Raw genomic sequence first — 18,608 nt, 5'->3', positions numbered from 1 at the left:
TTTCAGCGTGGTTGAAAACCCTTGAAGTCTAGGAAAGGCGAGCATTGGAGCGGAGCGAATGTCCTAATTCGTGAGCACCAACGCACAGGCTTGACAACGAATGCAAGGGTTTGTCGACACGCTGAAAGCTCCAGAACCTCTGGAGCTTTTGCTGTTTCACAACGACGATTTAATAACCTTCTTATAATAAAGAACGGACAGAAAGCCAAAAATGGAGTAGAGCGCGGTGTATAACACCATCACCAGAATCATCGGCGCCCACACCTCTGATCCGAATAAGAACCAGCCGGATTGGACGGCAAAGTAGCTGTGGAAGAGGCCGACAACAAGCGGAATGCCGAAGTTATACATTTGTTTGATGCGTATTCCCTTCATCAAATCGCCTTGTGTAAACCCGAGTTTTCTCAAAATCGTATAATTCGGTTTTTCATCTTCACTCTCACCCATTTGTTTAAAATAAAGGATACAGCCAGATGTAATCAGAAACGTTAATCCTAAGAAGCCAACGATGAACATCACGATACCAAATAGTGATTTTTGTGCGATGCTTGCATCCAGCCTTGATAAATGCTGGTCTTTCTTGTTCACCTTTTGAAATAGCTCATTCGCTTTATCCAGCTGGTCTTCATGCTTCACATTGACGGTGATACATTCAGATTGCGCCAGCTGAATACGGGGATCTTTGTTTTTGTTCAGATATTGAAACAGGCTGTCATCCACTATGACAGCGGGCAATCCCCCGCTCGTAAACGGAAAGGAGAGAAGAAATTCTTTCCTTAACCCTTTGTATTGTAGAGATGTCGTCTTATGCTTGCTTTTCACTTTTATGCTGCCTGAATCTTTTAAGCCCATGATTTTTTGCAGTAAATCGTTATATCCGGATAAAACGGCTTCCCCTTCTGGCACATCGACCTGTTCCACCTCTTTGTCACTCACAACCGCAAGCTGCATATTATGGGGGTCACTCTGCAGCTCCTTCGGGTCTCCATCCATTATATTTGCAATGTCCACATTCGCTTGCAGGAAAGGGGTTTCTTTCTTCACATATGAAATGTTGCGTTCATTCAAACTGCTTTCAAATGTTTTGGCATCTTTCTCATTCATGAATGAAAAATCAGCCGCTACATCTTGTTCAGCGGTCTTTTCTGCCGAGTAATACGAAATATAAGCGAGCGATAACAGCCCAATGGCGAGCGCTGAAACGGTTGTAATAATCGTCAATAACAACGCGTTCGATTTCATTCTGAACATGATTGATGACAGTGACAGGACTTCGGAGATATGTAAGTAGCCGCCCTTGCTTTTTCGAATGATGTTCGAGATAAACGTAACCGAACCTTTATAAAAGAGAAACGTTCCGACAATGACAGTCCCCAGAATAAAGCTCATCGCGCCGAACAGTTCATTCAGGGTCTTAAATTTACCGCCAAACAGCTCAGAAGACACATAGTATCCTGTCAAAATCAGCACGATGCCTAAAGCGCCGATCAGCATCTGGAAAAATGATATTCTCTTCACTTGGTCTTCAGTAGATGACGTCACTTTAAACAAAGATAAAATACTTTGTTTTTTGATAAACGTATAATTCATCACCATGATTAAAAGGTAAATGCCGCAGAATACAATGATCGTTTGGATCAAGGCCTGACCGGAAAAATGCAGTTTCGCATCAGCTTTGACGTCGACAATTTTGAACAGAATCATCAGGACAAGCTTCGATATCGAAAACCCCGCAGCTACCCCGATCGCTAAGGAACTGAAATACAGCATAATATTTTCCGCACTTAAGATGCGAAAGATTTTATGCTTCGTCATTCCGATTAATTGAAAAAGCCCGATTTCTTTACTCCGTCTCTTAATAAAAATCGTATTGGCATATAATATGAAGATCGACACCACGACCACAAGCAAAATCGAAGCGGTTTTAATGGCAGCGGCTCCCTTGATTGAAGACTTCACTTCATTAATCGCAGGATCATATTGGAGTGTGACAAAGGCGAAATAAAGCGCCACGCTAAAAATCAGCGCAAACACATACAAATAGTAATTCCGAAGATTCTTTTTCAGATTTCTTAGGATGAGCTGATTAATGTTCATGCTGCACCCCGCCTAACACGCCTTGCGTTTTCATGATGTCCTGGAAAAACGTTTGTCTGTCTTGGTCTCCTTTATTTAGCTGTGTATACATTTGCCCGTCCTTAATAAAAATCACTCTTCCGCAGTAGCTGGCAGCGACAGGGTCATGGGTGACCATGATAATCGTAGCATTGCGTTTCTGATTGAGCTGGCTCAGCTTGTTTAATAGATCAGAGGCTGATTTTGAATCAAGCGCGCCCGTCGGCTCATCTGCGAAAATAATGCTCGGTTCATGAATAAATGCTCTCGCGGCAGATGTGCGCTGCTTCTGGCCGCCGGAAATTTCATTTGGGTACTTATCACGGAGTTCATCAATGCCCAGCTCTTTCGCCACCTCTTCGAACTTGCGAATCGCTTCGCTTTTGGGCATTTTTGTAATCGACAACGGCAGGAGGATATTCTCTTTTACTGTCAACGTATCCAGCAGATTGTAATCTTGAAAGATAAAACCTAAATGCTGTTTTCTGAATTCAGCCAGCTGCTTTTCCTTCATTGATGTCATGTCATTTCCGTCAATGTTAATGGTTCCGTCACTGACCTGATCAATGGAGGACAGAACATTGAGCAAAGTTGTTTTCCCAGAACCTGACGCCCCCATAATACTGACAAATTCACCTTTTTGAATATGAATATCAATGCCTTTGAGCACTTCTTGTTTATTCAGCTTGTTTCCATAGCTTTTTCGAATTTTATTCGCTTGTAAGATCATCATTCCTATAATCTCCTTTATATTGGATACTCTCATTATAAAAAGGAATGCCGGGCTTTTCCTTCGATACGGCGAACAAAAAAGAAAAGCATGTGACATTTTCGTCACACGCCTATGACTCGTTCAAATTGATTCCGTTTGGGGAAAGTTAATGTAAAAACGGTTCCCGCACCGGACTCCGAACGTACATCAATATGGATCATTAACGGGGCCGCGGCTTTTTTCGCCAAGTACAGCCCCATGCCAGTGGACCCTTGATTATGGTGGTCCGTTGTGGATGTAAATCCTTTATCAAAAATGCGGGGCACATCTTTGAGATCAATGCCCCTGCCAAAGTCCTTCACTTCAAGCTGCGTCTGCTCCCCTTTTTGAACGCTTTTGATTTCAATGTCGGAGGCTTCGCTGTATTTCACCGCGTTTGTCAGCAGCTGCCTGATGATAAACGCCAGCCATTTTGCGTCGCTTAGCACTTCCTCAGCCTCCAGCTGAATATCAAAGCCGATCCCTTTTTGGATACACCACGACTGTAAATCTTTGATTTCCTTAAAAATGATGGGCTGAAGCTGAATGCATTCTACAGACAGATCATTCTCAATAAATGACATGCGCTTTTGATGAAGCTGCTGGTCAAGAAGCAGGTGAATACGCAGCCATTCATATGACAGCTGGGATTTCAAAGCTTGGTCTTCCATTCTATCGATGAGTAAATGCATCGCTGTCAATGGAGTTTTGACCTCGTGAATCCATGCCATCAGCTCATCTTTTTCATTTTCTAATGCCAAGCGATGCCGGGCTGCGGTTTGTTTTAAATGCTCCGTTTGTCCGGTAATGCTTCGTTCAACCATCGATTCAAACGGCGTTTCCGGTTCATTTATCGCTGTCACATCAAGATTGTTCTCCCAAGTTTTCAAGCTTTTATAAAACGCCGTTTCTTTCAGATAGCGGACCCAAATGAAAATGATAAAAAACAAGATACACAAATACACCATATAAAGAACATTGTTAAATGAAATCGAGGAATCAACAAAAGCAATGAAGAGCATCAAAACCTGCTGAAACAAAAACACGGCAATCCAGCTTCGCCTTTCAGTAAGGAATGCTTTAATCATAGAAATGATCCTCTTCCTTCGCCATGTAGCCTTGGCCGACTTTCGTCTCGATATATGTGCCAAGCTGCAGGGCGTCCAGTTTTTTTCGCAGGCGATTGACATTGACGGTCAGCGTATTATCACTCACAAACCGCTCATCGTTCCACAAGCTTCTGATCAGCTCTTCACGGCTGACAATCTTGTTTTTTTGTTCTATTAATTGTTTGAGAATGAACATTTCATTTTTCGTCAGTTCAACAGAGCCTTTGTCATTGCTGACGAGATTCTGCTCCGCGTCTATGGCAGCCCCGCACCACGTTTTGAGCGTGCTCGGCTCTGTATTATAATGATACACACGCCGGAAGATCGCTTGGATTTTCGCAATCAGCACATCAAAATGAAACGGCTTTTGAATAAAGTCATCTGCCCCGAGCTGCATGGACATCACCATATCAGCAGGATGATCCCGGGAGGATAAAAAGAGAATCGGAACATTTGACCGGGAGCGGATCAGCCGGCACCAATGAAACCCGTCAAATTTAGGCAGCTGAACATCAATAATGACACAATCAGGCTTAACCGCTGCAAATTCCTGCAGCACTTGACTAAAATCTTGAATGCCATATACATCATAAGACCATCCCGTTAAACGATCCTTGATTTCATGAAACAGCGATTCATCATCTTCAATCAGCAAAAGTTTAAACAATCGACTCACCGCGCTTTTTCCTTTTTTATTCAAGTGTATAGCAAAACACCATCATACGCCATAGAGAAAGCCGGCTGTCTCAGCCGGCTCGTACGCATTATAATTCTCTTCTTAACGCTGTCAGCACGTTGGTTTTGGTCGCTTTTCTCGCCGGGTTCATCCCGGAAATCACGGCTACCCCTCCGCAAATCACCACAGCGATGATCACAAGGCTGGCCGGGATGTAGGAGAAGGTGTAATTCAAATCGCCCGCATCACTTCCGCTTGTCGCCGCGAGAATCATCGGGACAGCCAGATTGACAAGGAAGCTTACGCCGTAAGAAATGATAATCCCAATCACACAGCCTAAAATTCCGATATACGCGCTTTCCATCAGGAACATTCGGCGAATGATGGACGGACTCGCCCCAATCGCTTTCATAATGCCAATCTCCTGCGTTCTTTCTGTCACCGCCATCGTCATCGTGTTAAAAATGCCGATCGCAGAGATGATAACCGCGATACATCCGACAAAGATCAGGCCGATTTTGAAGACCATGAAGAAGGTGTTGGCGCCCTCAAGCTCGGTAGTAACTGATGTGACATAGTATCCATCATCTGTCAGATCATTTGTCAGCTGTTCCACGTTCTCAAATTTATCAGCAAAAACGCCAGTGTTTTTTTCAACATTTCCGCCTTTGAAATCTAAGAATTCCGAAAAATCCTTCTTGAATTGATCACTGATGAAAATGTTTGAGTCCTCCATCCAATCTTGAGATGGCTTTTTTGTAATACCGACAATTTTAAAATCATATGTTTTTGTTTTTTCAACATCCCCTGTTTTAGGATTTGTTTTTGATACACTTAATTCAATCGTTTTGTTCAGAATATCTTTTGTATAGCCGTCTGGTTCTTTTATATCTTCCGGGTTTCCTTTTGCTTCCTCTATTTTTTTGTTATACGCTTCCGATTCTTTTTTCGTCAATAATCCCTTTGCAAAGTCGTATCCTACTACAATTTCATTTTCCGACTTTGCGACTCTTCCTTTATCCAACTCCATATTGGCCTTTAGTTCATCGTTCATATTGGTAAAGATGAGATTAGAACTTTCATTTGTGCGATTGCCTAAAGTTGCTTTGTTTGGTTCATACACTTGTGTTCTTTCTACAACTGACCTTACATGATCATACTTCTCTAAATCTGCTTTTTTAATGGGCTTATCGCCTTCCTTGCCCATTACACTGACTTTCGTCACAACCTGCTGGCTCATCGTCATATCCGTAATCGTCTTTTGTATCCCGAATCCAACCGACGACAGCACAACCAAAAACGCACACGCCATTGTTGTCGCAAGAATTGTCATAAAGACACGGAGCCTGTTTTTCTTCATATTTCTTCTGATAAAATGAACCTGATCCTTAAACCTCAACCGTAATTCCTCCTTTTAACACACCGTCATGAAGCTGAAATTTTGAATGTCCGATAGAAGCGACTTCATCATCGTGGGTAATGATCACAAATGTAATGCCCCGCTCGCGGTTCAGCTGCTGAATCAAATCCAGCACTTCCTGTTCCGTTTCTGAATCAAGGCTTCCCGTCGGCTCATCCGCTAAAATAATGGATGGATTTAAAATCAACGCTCTCGCAATACTGACACGCTGCTGCTGGCCGCCTGACAGTTCATTCGGATAATGAGCGGCGTGATTCTCCAGACCGACGCGTTTCAGCATGTCCTGCACCTTTTGCTTGCGCTCAGACGGTTTGATTCCTTTTAACGCCAGCGGCATTTCAACATTTTCATACGTCGTTAACCCCGGGATGAGCTGAAAGCTTTGAAAAATAAACCCAAAGTGTTCAAGGCGGAACTGAGCCCATTCCTTTTCATTAAAGCCAGTGACATCAGTTCCGTTAATGACAATCCGCCCTTTTGTCGGCGATATGTAGCCGGAAATTAAATTCAAAAGCGTTGACTTCCCCGACCCGCTTCGTCCGACTATACAGGCGATTTCACCTTTCGCCACGCTTAATGAAACATCTTTCAATACTGGCACTTCATTCTCACGGCCTTTTTTTCCGATCGTGAAAGAATGGTCGATATGCTGAACATCAATCATATTATTCTCTCCCTTACACATGTTTTGTTTTTTTATAAATCGCAAAATAACTGATGAAGAAACCAATTACCGCGCCTGCAGCCATGCCGATGAGATAACCGGTAAAGCTCTCGCTTGCAGAAAATCCAAAATAGCCGAAGCCCATGATTCCTATGATAATAACGATGATCTGCACCGGACGGTCAAGCGGCTTCCATAAGAAGAAATACCCGTTTCTTTCATTAGACAGTTTGACAAAACTAATATAGCCGATGATGTAGAAGATGATAGTCATGATAGCCGGAATCACTAAATAATGAGGTGAATTCTCCACCCATTTCGAGTCTACATAGGTTATTGGAATTAAATACCGCACCCATTCTGGTACTGGACCATGAATGAACTCTATTGATCCGCCAAAAAGGATCTCGAGGTTGATCATAGGCAGGCTGATGAGTAAAAACGGCGAAATAGCCACGGTAAATGAGACCAAAAGCTGTGCGAAAATATGACCCGTCAGAGCTCCGCCAGCCATAACCAAAGAATAAGCTAAGACGCTGACAATGATCATTCCCAAACTGTAGTTGTGAAAATAAACGGCCTGATCAGGCTTCAAAAGCACGAGCAGCAAAACAGATAAAAGATAACCTACGAGCTGCGGTACCACAATCACTATTCCACCGGTGAGGAACTTCGCATTAAATATCTGCCCTCGTGTATATGGAAGGCTTAATGTAAAATCAAAGAAGCTCTTGCTACGTTCAATTCCAAGCTGGCTGACCGCTAAAACGACTCCCCAAATCCAAAAGAATGAAATGAATGTGCCGTTTAAATAATCAACACTGAATACGCAGGGGCCGACCCACTCGTTCTGATTAGCCACGCAGCCTTGATATGAGATGTACGTATTTAATACGGTAAAAGGATTGCTAAGCATAAATACCAAAAAAATCATGATGAGCAGCGCTTTATTTTGCTTCCACTCTTTATAAAATAGCCCGGAATCCGGCACATCACTTCCCTCCAAACCGAAAGTATTTCTTAATGTTTCGTTTTCTTATAAATAGAGAAGTAGCTCACAAAAAATCCAACTACGGCTCCAATAATCATTCCAAAAATGTAACCCATGATGGAATGTCCGGCTGAATATCCAAATAAACCAAAACCAAGAATACCGAAAGACATAACCAGAATTTGTACAGGACGGTCTAATCTGTTCCAAAGGAAAAAGTGTCCGTTTCGCTCACTTGGATGCTTTTTGAAGCTTATATAGCCAATCAAGTAAAACAGAATGCTCATGGCAGCTGGAATCAATAAAATATATTTACTGTCAGACAGCCATCCATTTGCAACGTAACCAATAGGTACAAGATATGATAAATTGCTTGCCAGGGAGAAATACGCCTCAGGGGAAGGGAACATTTCCCATATACTCACACCAAAAACAACTTCAAAGTTTCCAACCGGCAATGCAACAATTAAATATGGTAATGCCGCAGCAGCAAAGGCCGTTAATAACTGGGCAAAAACATTCCCCGTTAATGCCCCAGCGGCCATCAACAAACAGTAAGCCATAAAACTAATGACGATTACTCCAACACTGCCGTGCTCAAAAAAGTAGACGTGTTCAGGGTTATAGACAAGAATTAGCAGCCAAGCAAGTAAAAAGCCAAGCAATTGCGACAGCATAATCACTAAACCGCCTAACCAAAATTTCGTCTGGAAAATTTGGCTTCTGTTATATGGGAGGCTTAATATAAAATCCATCGTGTCTTTCGAACGTTCCATTCCCAAGAAGCAAACCGCCAAAATGACACCTGGCATCCAGTTGATGTCTATCAGATTGCTTACTCTATAATTGACAATAAAATCACAATATTGCGGGTCTTGATGAGCAAGACATCCTTGATAAGACAAATACGTATTCACAATAGAGAGCGGATTTGCCAGCACTAAAAACACAATACTTAGCAAAATCACCACTTGATTCTGTTTCCACTCTCGATAGAGGAGACCTCGGTCTACCATCTCCGCTTCCCTCCAAACTTCGCAATGAACACTTCTTCCAAGTTGACAGGAAGCTCGTTCCACACTTTTGGCTTCAGCTTTCTTAAAAAGTTCTTCTTCTCTTCGTCGCTTTTCGGAATCAGGACCGTATAGAACACGCCGGCCTGATCGAGCATCGGAATATTTTGTTCTCTGATCTCCAAGTTGACATCTGTATCAAACGCCATTTGAATTTTGATGTATTCCTCTTTTAGCTCATCAAGATCCATCACATTCGTCAGCCTGTTATCTTCGAGAAAACCGATTCTGTTGCACATCCGCTCTATGTCCTCAAGCCGGTGGGAGGTGATCAGAATGCTCGTATCACGCTCCGCCACTTCATCGACCATCAGCTGCAGCACATCATGCCTTGTCACCGCGTCTATTCCGTCTGTCGGCTCATCAAGGAGAATCAGCGCCGGTCTCGCCGCAAACGACAGAACGAGAGACAGCTGTTTTTTCAGGCCCGTCGACAGCTCACGGTACTTTTTCGTTTCTGGAATTTCGTATCTATTCATCAACTCATTCGCGTACGTGACGTCAAATTTCGGATAAATTCTTCTCAGGATGTCGACAAGCTGCTTATATGTATACTTGTCGTAGAAAGGGTTTTGAACGGGCATGTAGATAATATTTTGTTTGACCTTCGGATGCTTTTTGATTTCTACGCCGTCAAACAAAATCGTCCCGCTGTCTGCGAAAATGATTTGCTGGATTAAACGGAGCATCGTCGTTTTGCCTGACCCATTGCGGCCGAGGAGCCCGAAGATTTCTCCTTTTTCAATCGTTAATGAAACATCTTTTAATACTTGATTGCCGTCAATCGTTTTTGACAGCTGCCGTAATTCAATCATCCTCTTGCCCGCCTTTCACATCCATGCTGATTTCCTTCATCCATTTTTGCAGTTTTTCCAGCTCAACCCCTGCATAATGGGCATCGATGATGAGCTGTTTAAGTTGCTCTTTAATCATCGTCATCTTCCCTTCAACCAAAGTTGTTTTCGCTTGCTCCGAAATATAGGTCCCTCTGCCCCGCAGCGTTTCGATAATCCCTTCACGCTCAAGCTCTTTGTACGCTTTGCTGACAGTGTTCGGATTCGCAATAATGATCGTCGCCAATTCTCTGACAGAAGGAAGCTTATCACCAGGCGTCATGATCCCTTTTAAACAAAGCTCTTTCATTTGCTGAATGATTTGTTCGTAAATGGGTGTTGAGCTTCTTGGATCGATTTGAATCATTTACTTCCCTACTTTCTATACGATCTGAACCTTTTATAAATAAAACTGATCAATTATACTTTTTTGCCATTCAAAACCGATCATCACAAGAACAAGAAAAAAAGAACAAGCGATCACAGATGCCGCGATCAGCATCGGCAAGTTACGTTTGTTTCGTTTTTTATGTTTCATAACTGCCTCCTTCATTTCAATCTAAATTGACTAATCTATTTTGAGTGTCTATAGTGTATTACATCAATTAGTACACTCAATACAATAAATACTTTTACGCCTAAAGTCAATCCTTTTTTTACAAAAAAACGGACCCTTAGTCAAAAGGGTCCGTTTCTTACACATCAAGAGGGTGATGCAGGATCATATTATTTTGCAAAGCTTGAAGCTGAAGCCTCATTCTGTACAGCTGTTCTCTCTGCTGGTCATTTGACGACAGCCACAGCTTATTTAAAGCATTTACCGCATTTTCAAGCTGCATTTGCGCGTCACTGTATTCTTGGTCGTTATAATGCTCTTGTTTTGAAGCGAGTTTAAGCTGTTCTTCAGCATCATCATACGCCTGCATACATTGCTGGAGATGTTCATCTACTGATTGTCTTGTTGCCACAGTAACCCCTCCTCTTGGTAATGGAAACAATCCATCACTCATATTGTAGCCCCATCTCACTTCGTTCAATAAAGTAATTTATGGTCGATATTCATTTGTTCTCTTGTGAAATGCGTGCTACAATTTTAGGATGCAATCGTACGCAAGGAGGCACATGAATTGTGATGCAGAACAATCCTTTTCCTTATTCAAATACGGAAAAACGCTATCATACATTGAATTATCATCTTAGAGAACATTTCGGCCATAAGGTGTTTAAAGTGGCGCTTGACGGCGGCTTTGACTGTCCGAATCGGGACGGCACCGTTGCCCACGGCGGCTGCACTTTTTGCAGCGCAGCAGGTTCAGGCGATTTTGCCGGAAACCGGGCCGATGATTTAATTACGCAATTCCATGACATCAAAAACCGCATGCACGAAAAATGGAAGGACGGAAAATACATCGCTTATTTTCAGGCCTTCACCAATACTCACGCGCCGGTTGAGGTGCTTCGTGAGAAATTTGAATCCGTTCTCGCCCTAGACGATGTGGTCGGCATTTCGATCGCCACACGTCCGGACTGTCTGCCCGATGATGTCGTTGACTATTTGGCAGAACTGAATGAACGCACGTATTTGTGGGTGGAGCTTGGGCTTCAAACGGTTCATGAACGGACTGCTCTTCTGATCAACCGCGCACATGATTTTAACTGTTATGTGGAAGGCGTCAATAAGTTAAGAAAACACGGCATACGTGTCTGCTCCCATATTATCAACGGACTGCCTTTGGAAGACCGGGACATGATGATGGAAACCGCAAAGGCCGTCGCAGATTTGGACGTCCAGGGCATTAAAATCCACCTGCTGCACCTATTGAAAGGCACGCCGATGGTCAAGCAATATGAAAAGGGAAAACTGGAATTCCTTTCTCAAGATGAATATGTGCAGCTCGTTTGTGATCAGCTTGAGATCATTCCGCCGGAAATGATCGTTCACCGCATTACAGGTGACGGACCAATTGAATTGATGATCGGGCCGATGTGGAGCGTCAACAAATGGGAAGTGCTTGGCGCCATTAATAAAGAACTTGAAAATCGCGGCAGCTATCAAGGGAAGTTCTTCCAGCATCTTGAGGAGGAATCAGCTCTATGATTTTGAAAAAAATTCTTCCTTACAGTAAAGAACTGCTGAAAATGGCAGCGGGGGAAGGAGATATCGTCATAGATGCAACGATGGGCAACGGCCATGATACGCAGTTTTTAGCGGAGCTCGTCGGTGAAAACGGCCATGTGTACGCATTCGACATCCAAGAATCAGCCGTAGCCAACACGAAGGATCGGCTCGGTAAGACATATCAAGAACGAACAACGTTATTTCACAAAAGCCATGACAAAATCGCTGAATCCCTCCCGCCGGAAACACATGGCAAAGTGGCTGCCGCTGTGTTTAACCTTGGCTATCTGCCGGGCGGGGACAAGTCGGTTACGACCAACGGAAATTCAACCATCAAAGCGATTGAGCAGCTTCTCAGCATCATGAAAGATGGGGGCTTGATTGTTCTGGTTGTTTATCATGGCCACCCGGAAGGCAAAGCTGAAAAAAACGACGTGCTCGATTTTTGCCGAGACTTGGATCAGCAATCAGCTCGTGTGTTAACATATGGATTTATCAATCAGCAAAATGATCCGCCATTTATTGTCGCCATCGAAAAAAAAGCTCAAATCAGCAAATGATTTGAGCTTTTTTCTTTGAGTTTTTCATCCAGGCTATTTTTTGAAATTTTCGATAGGCTCTGCCGTTGATATAAAAGAAAAAGGAGGTTTTTCCGCTGGCTTTGATCAGCTTCTTCGCGAGCCGGCCCATTTCCTTTTGGCCCGCCACTTTATCATCTGACAAATAAACGCCCAGCAAGCCGCGATTGATTAAACGATGGAAGTTTTCATGCGGAATGCCGTGCAAATGTTCATCGGCTTTTTGGATAAAGTGTTCAAGCCGCTTCATCATTTCTTCATGCGATTGATAATACGAGCAGAAATTCAAGTCCCCTTCCAGCAAGTCCTCCTCCTGATCAATCAAATAATCGAGCAGAATGTGAAGACCTTGTATGTAAGGAAAATAACTATTGCGAATTTTTTTAGCGGTGTTTTCCGTGAAATCAGGCTGGAATGAATACGCAACAAGACAGAAAATGCCTAATGTAGAGCCTGCACAAGCCGAAAATTCATACCATTCCATCTCAGGAAGCTCTGATTCATATTGAGTAAACCACTTCTCAAGCCTCGGAACACGCTCATGCTCAATGACGTGCTTATGCACCTGCAAATCGCAATAATAGCCGCATAGTTCAAGCAGATACGGTTTAATCATGTCGTAGTGCTCAATTGAACCAAGAACACGCTGACACGTTTTGACCAATTCATGCAAATACCCGCTGTCATCCTGTTCTTCTCTGAATTGATAATAATTGCGCGGCTCCGCTCCCACTGTCAGTGCGTCCTGCATTGAGGCGTGGAGCATCCGAAAATCCTGCGGGTCAAGTGAGGTGCTGCGGTCGCACAGATTGTCCAGATAATCACTGATCGTTTGATACGCGATGATAAACTCGACACATTTCTGCTTTTGATTGCCTGACAATAACGCCAGTATGCCGCCGCCTTCACAGTGAAACGTTTTGTCTCGAATACTTGCGGTTGCCTGTGCTTTTAATTCACTGTTATGAATTGATTCTGATTTTCGCTTCCATATGTCCAGCTCTTGATGAACGAGCGGAAAAATATCTCGATATACTTTTGCCATCAGTCCAAAAGGATGTTCCGGTACTGTCAACACATGCACCCCCAATTCGTTCAAATATATTGATCAGTAAACGCTCTTGCTGCTTTAAAGACATCTTCTCTTTCGGGTTCATTAAAAATTTCATGATAAAGCCCTTCCCACTCTCTGTACGCTTTATTTCGGGAAGCAACACCTGAAAACCACTTGATCACCATCGTTTTGTCAACAAGCTTGTCGTCACCTGCCTGCATCACAAGAAGCGGCACTCTCAAAAACGCATCTGTCGGCACCATCGCTGACTCAATTGTTTTCAATAGTTCTCTGTACCACCTGACAGATACTTTCCTGACGTATAACGAGTCGTTTTGGTCGGCCTCGATGACATCCTCATTACGCGTCGCCATATCAATTGATAAACCCGAATCAACCCTAAGCGACGGAGCGATGACATTTAGGCCTCTTGATGCAAGATCAAGCGCTTTATTGACTTTAATTTGCAGTCCGAGACACGGTGATGATAAAATAATTCCCGTGATCCGGGGATTTCTTTGCTGTTTAAACCATTCAATCGCGATCAGGCCGCCCATGCTGTGTCCAAGAAGAAAAACCGGCAGCTCAAAGGTTCGTGCTTTATCTATCCAAGTATCTACTTCATCAATGTATTCTTGAAATGAGCGAATATGACCTCTTGCCCTTGTCGTTGTTCCCTGACCCGGCAAGTCGCCCATGACAACGTGATAACCCGAAGATCTCCACATTTCAATCAGCCATTTATATCGTCCGTGATATTCACTTGCTCCGTGAATCATCACAATGACTGCAACAGGTCTGTCTGCTTTCCAGGTCCACATGCTCTTCACCTCATACGAAATTTAAATAGAGAAAGAAGGATGAATATTATGATCTACCCTTATAAGAAACATATGCCAGATATCCACCCAACAGCCTTTGTAGCTGATAACGCAACAATTACCGGTGATGTTGTTATCGGAGAACAGTCCAGCATTTGGTTTTCTGTTGTCATAAGGGGAGATGTCGCGCCGACCAGAATCGGAAACAGAGTCAATATTCAAGATTTAAGCTGCCTCCATCAAAGCCCGAACCGGACGCTTCTCATTGAAGATGACGTCACGATAGGCCATCAGGTTACACTTCATAGCGCTGTCATCCGCAAGAATGCCTTAATCGGCATGGGCTCAATCATTTTGGACGGAGCCGAAATTGGCGAAGGCGCCTTTATTGGTGCCGGCAGTCTTGTGCCGCCGGGAAAAACCATTCCGCCTGGCCATCTCGCCTTTGGCCGTCCTGCAAAAGTCATCCGCCCTTTGACGGAAGAAGACCGGCAAGATATGCAGCGAATACGGTCGGAATATGTAGCAAAGGGCCAATACTATAAATCACTTCAATAAACATAAGACCTGCTTCGTCTTACTTTACCATTTTTCAAATTATGTTTGAAAGCAATAACCATCGGTTACCCGGGCGTAATGACCGTTCGGGTTTTGATTTTTCCATCAAACATTCACATATGGCATCAAACGTATGACTTTTATCTTATCATAAAACATGATTCACAACTGTAGGCAGCCGCTCAAAAACACATTCCTATTCTTTCCTGTTCTTGATTTTCTATGAGCACACACAAAAAGAGCTCACTGTGAGCTCTTTTTGTCAACTGATATTTCGTTCGCTGGCAATAGACATTTTTCTTATGGAAACCTTTTGCATAATACAGCAAGTAAGATGAGAAACCAAACCGGTCCGACAATCACGGATCCTCCTGTATCAGAACTGTAAGCCATAAGAATAAAGATAAATGCTAAAAATGCCAATGATATTTAAGACGCAAACAGAAAAAAACGGATTGGTAATCAATAATGATGGAGAAATAAAGGTATCATAACAAGGCTTTCGACGAATCGAAAGCCTTGTCTGTTACACAAAGATGACTTCTTTAGGCTGATGGTTCAGCTCTTCAGGCATATAGCGTTTTTCGATATTGATGCTATGCCAGATCATAAAGATCAGTACAGTCCAGATTTTACGGCTGTTATCTGCCTTGTCCGCACAATGGTCTTCAAGAAGCTGCAGGACATACTCCTTGTGGATATAAGCATCCGTTTGGCTTTCCTGAATAATATTCCGCACCCATTCGTTCATTTCGTTTTTCAGCCAATGACGGATCGGTACAGGGAAACCGAGCTTTTTGCGGTTTAATACGTGTTCAGGCACAATTCCTTCAGCGGCTTTGCGAAGAAGATACTTCGTCGTGCCGTTCTTCGTTTTCAGCTCATCAGGAATTTTCGAAGCAACATCAAATACAACTTTATCCAAGAATGGCACACGGAGTTCTAAAGAATTCGCCATCGTCATTTTATCCGCTTTTAACAAAATGTCCCCGCGCATCCAAGTGTGGATATCGACATACTGCATTTTATTAATATCGCTGTATGAGTTGCTCTCTGTAAAGTAAGTCTTCGTCACATCGCGATATGAAAGGTTCGGATTATAATGCTTCAGCAGCTGTTTTTTGACAGACTCTTCGAAGATCTTCGCGTTACCGATGTAACGATCTTGAAGCGGTGTGCAGCCGCGTTCAAGCAGGCTCTTTCCTCTCATGCCCTCAGGCATAACAGCCGCAACGTGCAGAAGCATCTTTTTCAGGCCGGACGGAATGCGTTCAAACGGTTTAAGGGATAGCGGCTCACGGTAAATGTTATATCCGCCGAAGAGCTCGTCCGCACCTTCACCTGATAAAGCAACCGTTACATGTTTTTTCGCTTCTTTTGCAACAAAGTACAATGGAATCGCTGCCGGATCAGCAAGCGGATCATCAAAATGCCATACGATCTTTGGAAGCTCGTTCATGTATTCCTCAGGCGAAATGACTTTGCTGATATTCTCAATGCCTAACGCCGCGGCGGTTTCTTTCGCTACATCAACTTCACTGAAGCCCTGCTGCTCAAATCCGACAGAGAATGTTTTTAAGCTCGGATGCAATTCCTTCGCTACAGATACAATAAAGGAAGAATCAATTCCGCCAGACAGGAATGAACCGACAGGAACGTCACTTCTCATATGAACATTTACAGAGTCATAGATCGCGTCTCTGACTTCTTTCACAAGCTTATCTTCTTCAGTCTGAACTGGTTTGAAGTTCGCTTTGAAATACGTTTTGAATGTGATATCGCCATCTGGGCGGATTGTAAACTGTGAACCCGGCTCTATTTTTTTCACATTGGCATCAAGCGTGTTTGGTTCAGGAACGAATTGGAATGACATGTACTGCTGCAATGCCTCTTTATCTATTTCAATATCATTTTGAGCAACCATTAAACTTTTTCTCTCTGAGGCAAAATAAACCTGATCATTGATCGTTGTGTAATACAATGGTTTAATGCCGAACGGATCTCTTGCTCCATACAGCACATGATCGTTTTTATTCCAAATCAGAAAGGCAAACATACCGCGCAGTTTGGACGCGGCTTCTTCTTTGTAGTGACGATAAGTCGCAAGAAGAACCTCTGTGTCCGAATCCGTATTGAATGTATACCCCTTTGCTTCAAGTTCTTCTCTCAGTTCAATATAGTTATAGATTTCTCCGTTAAAGATAATCCAATAGGTTTCATCTTCATATGATAAAGGCTGTCCGCCATTTTCTACATCAATAATGCTGAGCCGTCTGAATCCGAATCCAACGTGCTCATCATGGAAATATCCATCACTGTCAGGACCGCGGTGAACGATCATTTGGTTCATTTGTTTGATTAGTTCTTCTTGATCAGCGGTTTGAGCTAACGGATGCTTGTTAAAAACCCCGACAAATCCACACATAGTATTGCCTCCATAATTAAAATTGTCATCATTGAACCCCTATTTATAGACGCTGTGAATAGTATTTGGTTTCACAGTTATGTAAAAATATAAACATGAATACAACGATAAAAAAAGGAAAGCCGCTTAACCAGTAAGCGGCTATAAAATTATTCTCCTAACGCTTCTTTGCGCAGCTGCTCCGCTTTGTCTGTACGCTCCCACGGAAGATCAACATCGTGACGTCCGAAGTGGCCGTACGCAGCAGTTTGTTTGTAGATCGGACGGCGTAAATCAAGCATTTTGATAATGCCGGCAGGTCGTAAATCAAAGTTATTGCGAACAACTTCAATCAGTTTTTCCTCAGAAGCTTTTCCGGAACCGAATGTGTTGATTGAGATTGACACAGGCTGTGCAACACCGATCGCGTAAGCAAGCTGCACTTCGCAAGAATCAGCAAGCTCAGCCGCAACGATGTTTTTCGCAACGTATCTCGCTGCATAAGCAGCAGAACGGTCTACCTTCGTCGCATCCTTGCCTGAGAACGCGCCTCCGCCGTGGCGTGCATAGCCGCCATACGTATCAACGATGATTTTGCGTCCTGTAAGTCCCGCATCCCCTTGAGGGCCTCCGATAACGAAACGTCCTGTAGGGTTGATGAAATATTTTGTTTCTTCATCAATCAGCTCTTCAGGAACAACCGGATTGATAACATGTTCTTTAATGTTGCGCTGGATTTGCTCAAGCGTAATTTCAGGGTGGTGCTGAGTTGAAATAACAATCGCGTCAATACGGACAGGTTTGTTATTTTCATCGTATTCAACGGTTACTTGTGTTTTGCCGTCAGGGCGAAGGTACGGAAGAATATCTTCTTTACGGACTTCACTCAGGCGGCGGGCCAATTTATGAGCAAGTGAAATCGGAAGAGGCATAAGCTCTTTCGTTTCGTTGCACGCATAACCGAACATTAAACCTTGGTCACCCGCACCGATCGCTTCAATTTCTTCATCGCTCATTGTGCCTTCACGGGCTTCAAGCGCTTGGTCTACACCCATCGCGATATCAGCAGACTGCTCGTCAATTGATGTTAAAACCGCACAAGTTTCCGCATCAAATCCGTATTTCGCACGTGTGTATCCGATTTCTTTAATGGTTTGACGAACCGTCTTCGGAATGTCAACATACGTAGATGTTGTGATCTCTCCGCTGACAAGAACCAAACCGGTTGTCACTGACGTTTCACAAGCCACACGCGCGTTAGGGTCTTTCTTTAAAATTTCATCTAAAATGCTGTCAGAAATCTGGTCGCAGATTTTATCCGGATGTCCCTCCGTAACAGATTCTGATGTAAATAAACGACGATTTTTACTCATGATTTGCTTCCTCCTGCACAAGGCCTCCCGATAGACCTTGTATATATGATACGGAACTCGCTCCCTCTT

At 43.3% G+C, this 18,608-nt stretch carries 19 protein-coding genes and 1 pseudogene; 3 read left to right on the top strand and 17 right to left on the bottom strand.

The window, feature by feature from the left end; all coding sequences use genetic code 11:
* Positions 1-156: 156 nt before the first annotated feature.
* The 12 genes from JMN17_RS20770 to JMN17_RS20715 all read right to left on the bottom strand — a co-directional run bounded on the left by JMN17_RS20770 (position 157) and on the right by JMN17_RS20715 (position 10,600).
* Positions 157-2,097, bottom strand: a complete 1,941-nt coding sequence (locus JMN17_RS20770) for an ABC transporter permease (RefSeq protein ID WP_087992882.1) — start codon at positions 2,095-2,097, stop codon at positions 157-159.
* Entirely contained in the window at positions 2,087-2,848 is a 762-nt protein-coding gene (bceA, locus tag JMN17_RS20765; protein ID WP_087992883.1) for a bacitracin ABC transporter ATP-binding protein BceA, read from the bottom strand. The genes JMN17_RS20770 and bceA overlap by 11 nt, the downstream gene beginning before the upstream one ends.
* A 101-nt stretch (positions 2,849-2,949) precedes the next feature.
* Positions 2,950-3,954 (bottom strand): HAMP domain-containing histidine kinase, encoded by a 1,005-nt coding sequence (locus JMN17_RS20760; protein ID WP_087992884.1) that lies wholly within the window; start codon positions 3,952-3,954, stop codon positions 2,950-2,952.
* Positions 3,947-4,642: a two-component response regulator BceR gene (bceR, locus tag JMN17_RS20755; protein ID WP_087992941.1), complete on the bottom strand. Its 696-nt coding sequence runs from the start codon at positions 4,640-4,642 to the stop codon at positions 3,947-3,949. The genes JMN17_RS20760 and bceR overlap by 8 nt, the downstream gene beginning before the upstream one ends.
* A gap of 97 nt (positions 4,643-4,739) precedes the next feature.
* Positions 4,740-6,050 carry an ABC transporter permease YtrF gene (gene ytrF, locus JMN17_RS20750; protein WP_087992885.1) on the bottom strand — a complete coding sequence of 437 codons (1,311 nt, stop codon included), beginning with the start codon at positions 6,048-6,050 and terminating at the stop codon, positions 4,740-4,742.
* Positions 6,040-6,735 (bottom strand): ABC transporter ATP-binding protein YtrE, encoded by a 696-nt coding sequence (ytrE, locus tag JMN17_RS20745; protein WP_039074819.1) that lies wholly within the window; start codon positions 6,733-6,735, stop codon positions 6,040-6,042. The genes ytrF and ytrE overlap by 11 nt, the downstream gene beginning before the upstream one ends.
* A gap of 13 nt (positions 6,736-6,748) precedes the next feature.
* Entirely contained in the window at positions 6,749-7,726 is a 978-nt protein-coding gene (gene ytrD / locus JMN17_RS20740; RefSeq protein ID WP_202329159.1) for an ABC transporter permease YtrD, read from the bottom strand.
* A gap of 29 nt (positions 7,727-7,755) precedes the next feature.
* On the bottom strand, positions 7,756-8,742 hold the full coding sequence (gene ytrC, locus JMN17_RS20735; protein ID WP_202329158.1) for an ABC transporter permease YtrC: 987 nt from the start codon (positions 8,740-8,742) through the stop codon (positions 7,756-7,758).
* The gene (gene ytrB / locus JMN17_RS20730; protein WP_087992889.1) at positions 8,736-9,614 is read right to left on the bottom strand and encodes an ABC transporter ATP-binding protein YtrB; all 879 of its coding nucleotides are present in this window, start codon (positions 9,612-9,614) and stop codon (positions 8,736-8,738) included. Before ytrB ends, ytrC begins: the two co-directional genes overlap by 7 nt.
* Positions 9,607-9,999 (bottom strand): GntR family transcriptional regulator, encoded by a 393-nt coding sequence (locus JMN17_RS20725; RefSeq protein ID WP_202329157.1) that lies wholly within the window; start codon positions 9,997-9,999, stop codon positions 9,607-9,609. Before JMN17_RS20725 ends, ytrB begins: the two co-directional genes overlap by 8 nt.
* 33 nt (positions 10,000-10,032) lie before the next feature.
* Positions 10,033-10,170 carry a hypothetical protein gene (locus JMN17_RS20720; RefSeq protein ID WP_003223326.1) on the bottom strand — a complete coding sequence of 46 codons (138 nt, stop codon included), beginning with the start codon at positions 10,168-10,170 and terminating at the stop codon, positions 10,033-10,035.
* Between the two features lie 157 nt (positions 10,171-10,327).
* Entirely contained in the window at positions 10,328-10,600 is a 273-nt protein-coding gene (locus JMN17_RS20715; protein WP_087992891.1) for a YtzC family protein, read from the bottom strand.
* A gap of 161 nt (positions 10,601-10,761) precedes the next feature.
* Between JMN17_RS20715 and JMN17_RS20710 the strand changes: the two genes are divergently transcribed.
* Both JMN17_RS20710 and JMN17_RS20705 read left to right on the top strand, forming a co-directional pair.
* Complete coding sequence (locus tag JMN17_RS20710) at positions 10,762-11,730, top strand: TIGR01212 family radical SAM protein (protein ID WP_087992892.1); 969 nt, start codon at positions 10,762-10,764, stop codon at positions 11,728-11,730.
* Positions 11,727-12,311, top strand: a complete 585-nt coding sequence (locus JMN17_RS20705; protein ID WP_202329156.1) for a tRNA (mnm(5)s(2)U34)-methyltransferase — start codon at positions 11,727-11,729, stop codon at positions 12,309-12,311. The genes JMN17_RS20710 and JMN17_RS20705 overlap by 4 nt, the downstream gene beginning before the upstream one ends.
* Here JMN17_RS20705 and tbcS read toward each other — a convergent pair.
* Positions 12,301-13,404, bottom strand: coding sequence for a tetraprenyl-beta-curcumene synthase (gene tbcS / locus JMN17_RS20700; RefSeq protein WP_087992894.1), 1,104 nt, complete (start codon positions 13,402-13,404; stop codon positions 12,301-12,303). The two genes, JMN17_RS20705 and tbcS, sit on opposite strands and share 11 nt — an antisense overlap.
* A gap of 20 nt (positions 13,405-13,424) precedes the next feature.
* A complete protein-coding gene (gene ytpA, locus JMN17_RS20695) occupies positions 13,425-14,204 on the bottom strand; it encodes a phospholipase YtpA (protein WP_087992895.1) in 780 nt (259 codons plus the stop codon).
* Positions 14,205-14,252: 48 nt separating this feature from the next.
* On the opposite strand from ytpA, the gene JMN17_RS20690 reads away from it, so the two are divergent.
* Positions 14,253-14,762: a gamma carbonic anhydrase gene (locus tag JMN17_RS20690; RefSeq protein ID WP_087992896.1), complete on the top strand. Its 510-nt coding sequence runs from the start codon at positions 14,253-14,255 to the stop codon at positions 14,760-14,762.
* Between the two features lie 262 nt (positions 14,763-15,024).
* On the opposite strand, the pseudogene JMN17_RS22030 reads toward JMN17_RS20690, so the two are convergent.
* The 3 genes and pseudogenes from JMN17_RS22030 to metK all read right to left on the bottom strand — a co-directional run.
* A pseudogene (locus JMN17_RS22030) lies at positions 15,025-15,191 on the bottom strand (amino acid permease); the annotation flags it as partial.
* Between the two features lie 97 nt (positions 15,192-15,288).
* Positions 15,289-17,187 carry an asparagine synthase (glutamine-hydrolyzing) gene (asnB, locus tag JMN17_RS20685; RefSeq protein WP_202329155.1) on the bottom strand — a complete coding sequence of 633 codons (1,899 nt, stop codon included), beginning with the start codon at positions 17,185-17,187 and terminating at the stop codon, positions 15,289-15,291.
* Positions 17,188-17,336: 149 nt separating this feature from the next.
* A complete protein-coding gene (gene metK / locus JMN17_RS20680; RefSeq protein ID WP_003229102.1) occupies positions 17,337-18,539 on the bottom strand; it encodes a methionine adenosyltransferase in 1,203 nt (400 codons plus the stop codon).
* Between the last annotated feature and the right edge of the window lie 69 nt (positions 18,540-18,608).

The organism is Bacillus sp. RHFS10 (genome assembly GCF_016757475.1).
GTDB lineage: Bacteria > Bacillota > Bacilli > Bacillales > Bacillaceae > Bacillus > Bacillus subtilis_G.
This window is presented reverse-complemented; position numbering and strand designations above follow the sequence as displayed.

Excerpts from the sequence above, each read along its gene's own strand:
- ytpA (WP_087992895.1), bottom strand. The coding sequence starts at position 14,204 with ATGTGGACCTGGAAAGCAGACAGACCTGTTGCAGTCATTGTGATGATT.
- bceA (WP_087992883.1), bottom strand. The coding sequence starts at position 2,848 with ATGATGATCTTACAAGCGAATAAAATTCGAAAAAGCTATGGAAACAAG.
- JMN17_RS20690 (WP_087992896.1), top strand. The coding sequence starts at position 14,253 with ATGATCTACCCTTATAAGAAACATATGCCAGATATCCACCCAACAGCC.
- ytrC (WP_202329158.1), bottom strand. The coding sequence starts at position 8,742 with ATGGTAGACCGAGGTCTCCTCTATCGAGAGTGGAAACAGAATCAAGTG.
- asnB (WP_202329155.1), bottom strand. The coding sequence starts at position 17,187 with ATGTGTGGATTTGTCGGGGTTTTTAACAAGCATCCGTTAGCTCAAACC.
- JMN17_RS20770 (WP_087992882.1), bottom strand. The coding sequence starts at position 2,097 with ATGAACATTAATCAGCTCATCCTAAGAAATCTGAAAAAGAATCTTCGG.
- metK (WP_003229102.1), bottom strand. The coding sequence starts at position 18,539 with ATGAGTAAAAATCGTCGTTTATTTACATCAGAATCTGTTACGGAGGGA.
- JMN17_RS20725 (WP_202329157.1), bottom strand. The coding sequence starts at position 9,999 with ATGATTCAAATCGATCCAAGAAGCTCAACACCCATTTACGAACAAATC.
- JMN17_RS20705 (WP_202329156.1), top strand. The coding sequence starts at position 11,727 with ATGATTTTGAAAAAAATTCTTCCTTACAGTAAAGAACTGCTGAAAATG.
- ytrE (WP_039074819.1), bottom strand. The coding sequence starts at position 6,735 with ATGATTGATGTTCAGCATATCGACCATTCTTTCACGATCGGAAAAAAA.
- JMN17_RS20720 (WP_003223326.1), bottom strand. The coding sequence starts at position 10,170 with ATGAAACATAAAAAACGAAACAAACGTAACTTGCCGATGCTGATCGCG.
- JMN17_RS20760 (WP_087992884.1), bottom strand. The coding sequence starts at position 3,954 with ATGATTAAAGCATTCCTTACTGAAAGGCGAAGCTGGATTGCCGTGTTT.
- ytrB (WP_087992889.1), bottom strand. The coding sequence starts at position 9,614 with ATGATTGAATTACGGCAGCTGTCAAAAACGATTGACGGCAATCAAGTA.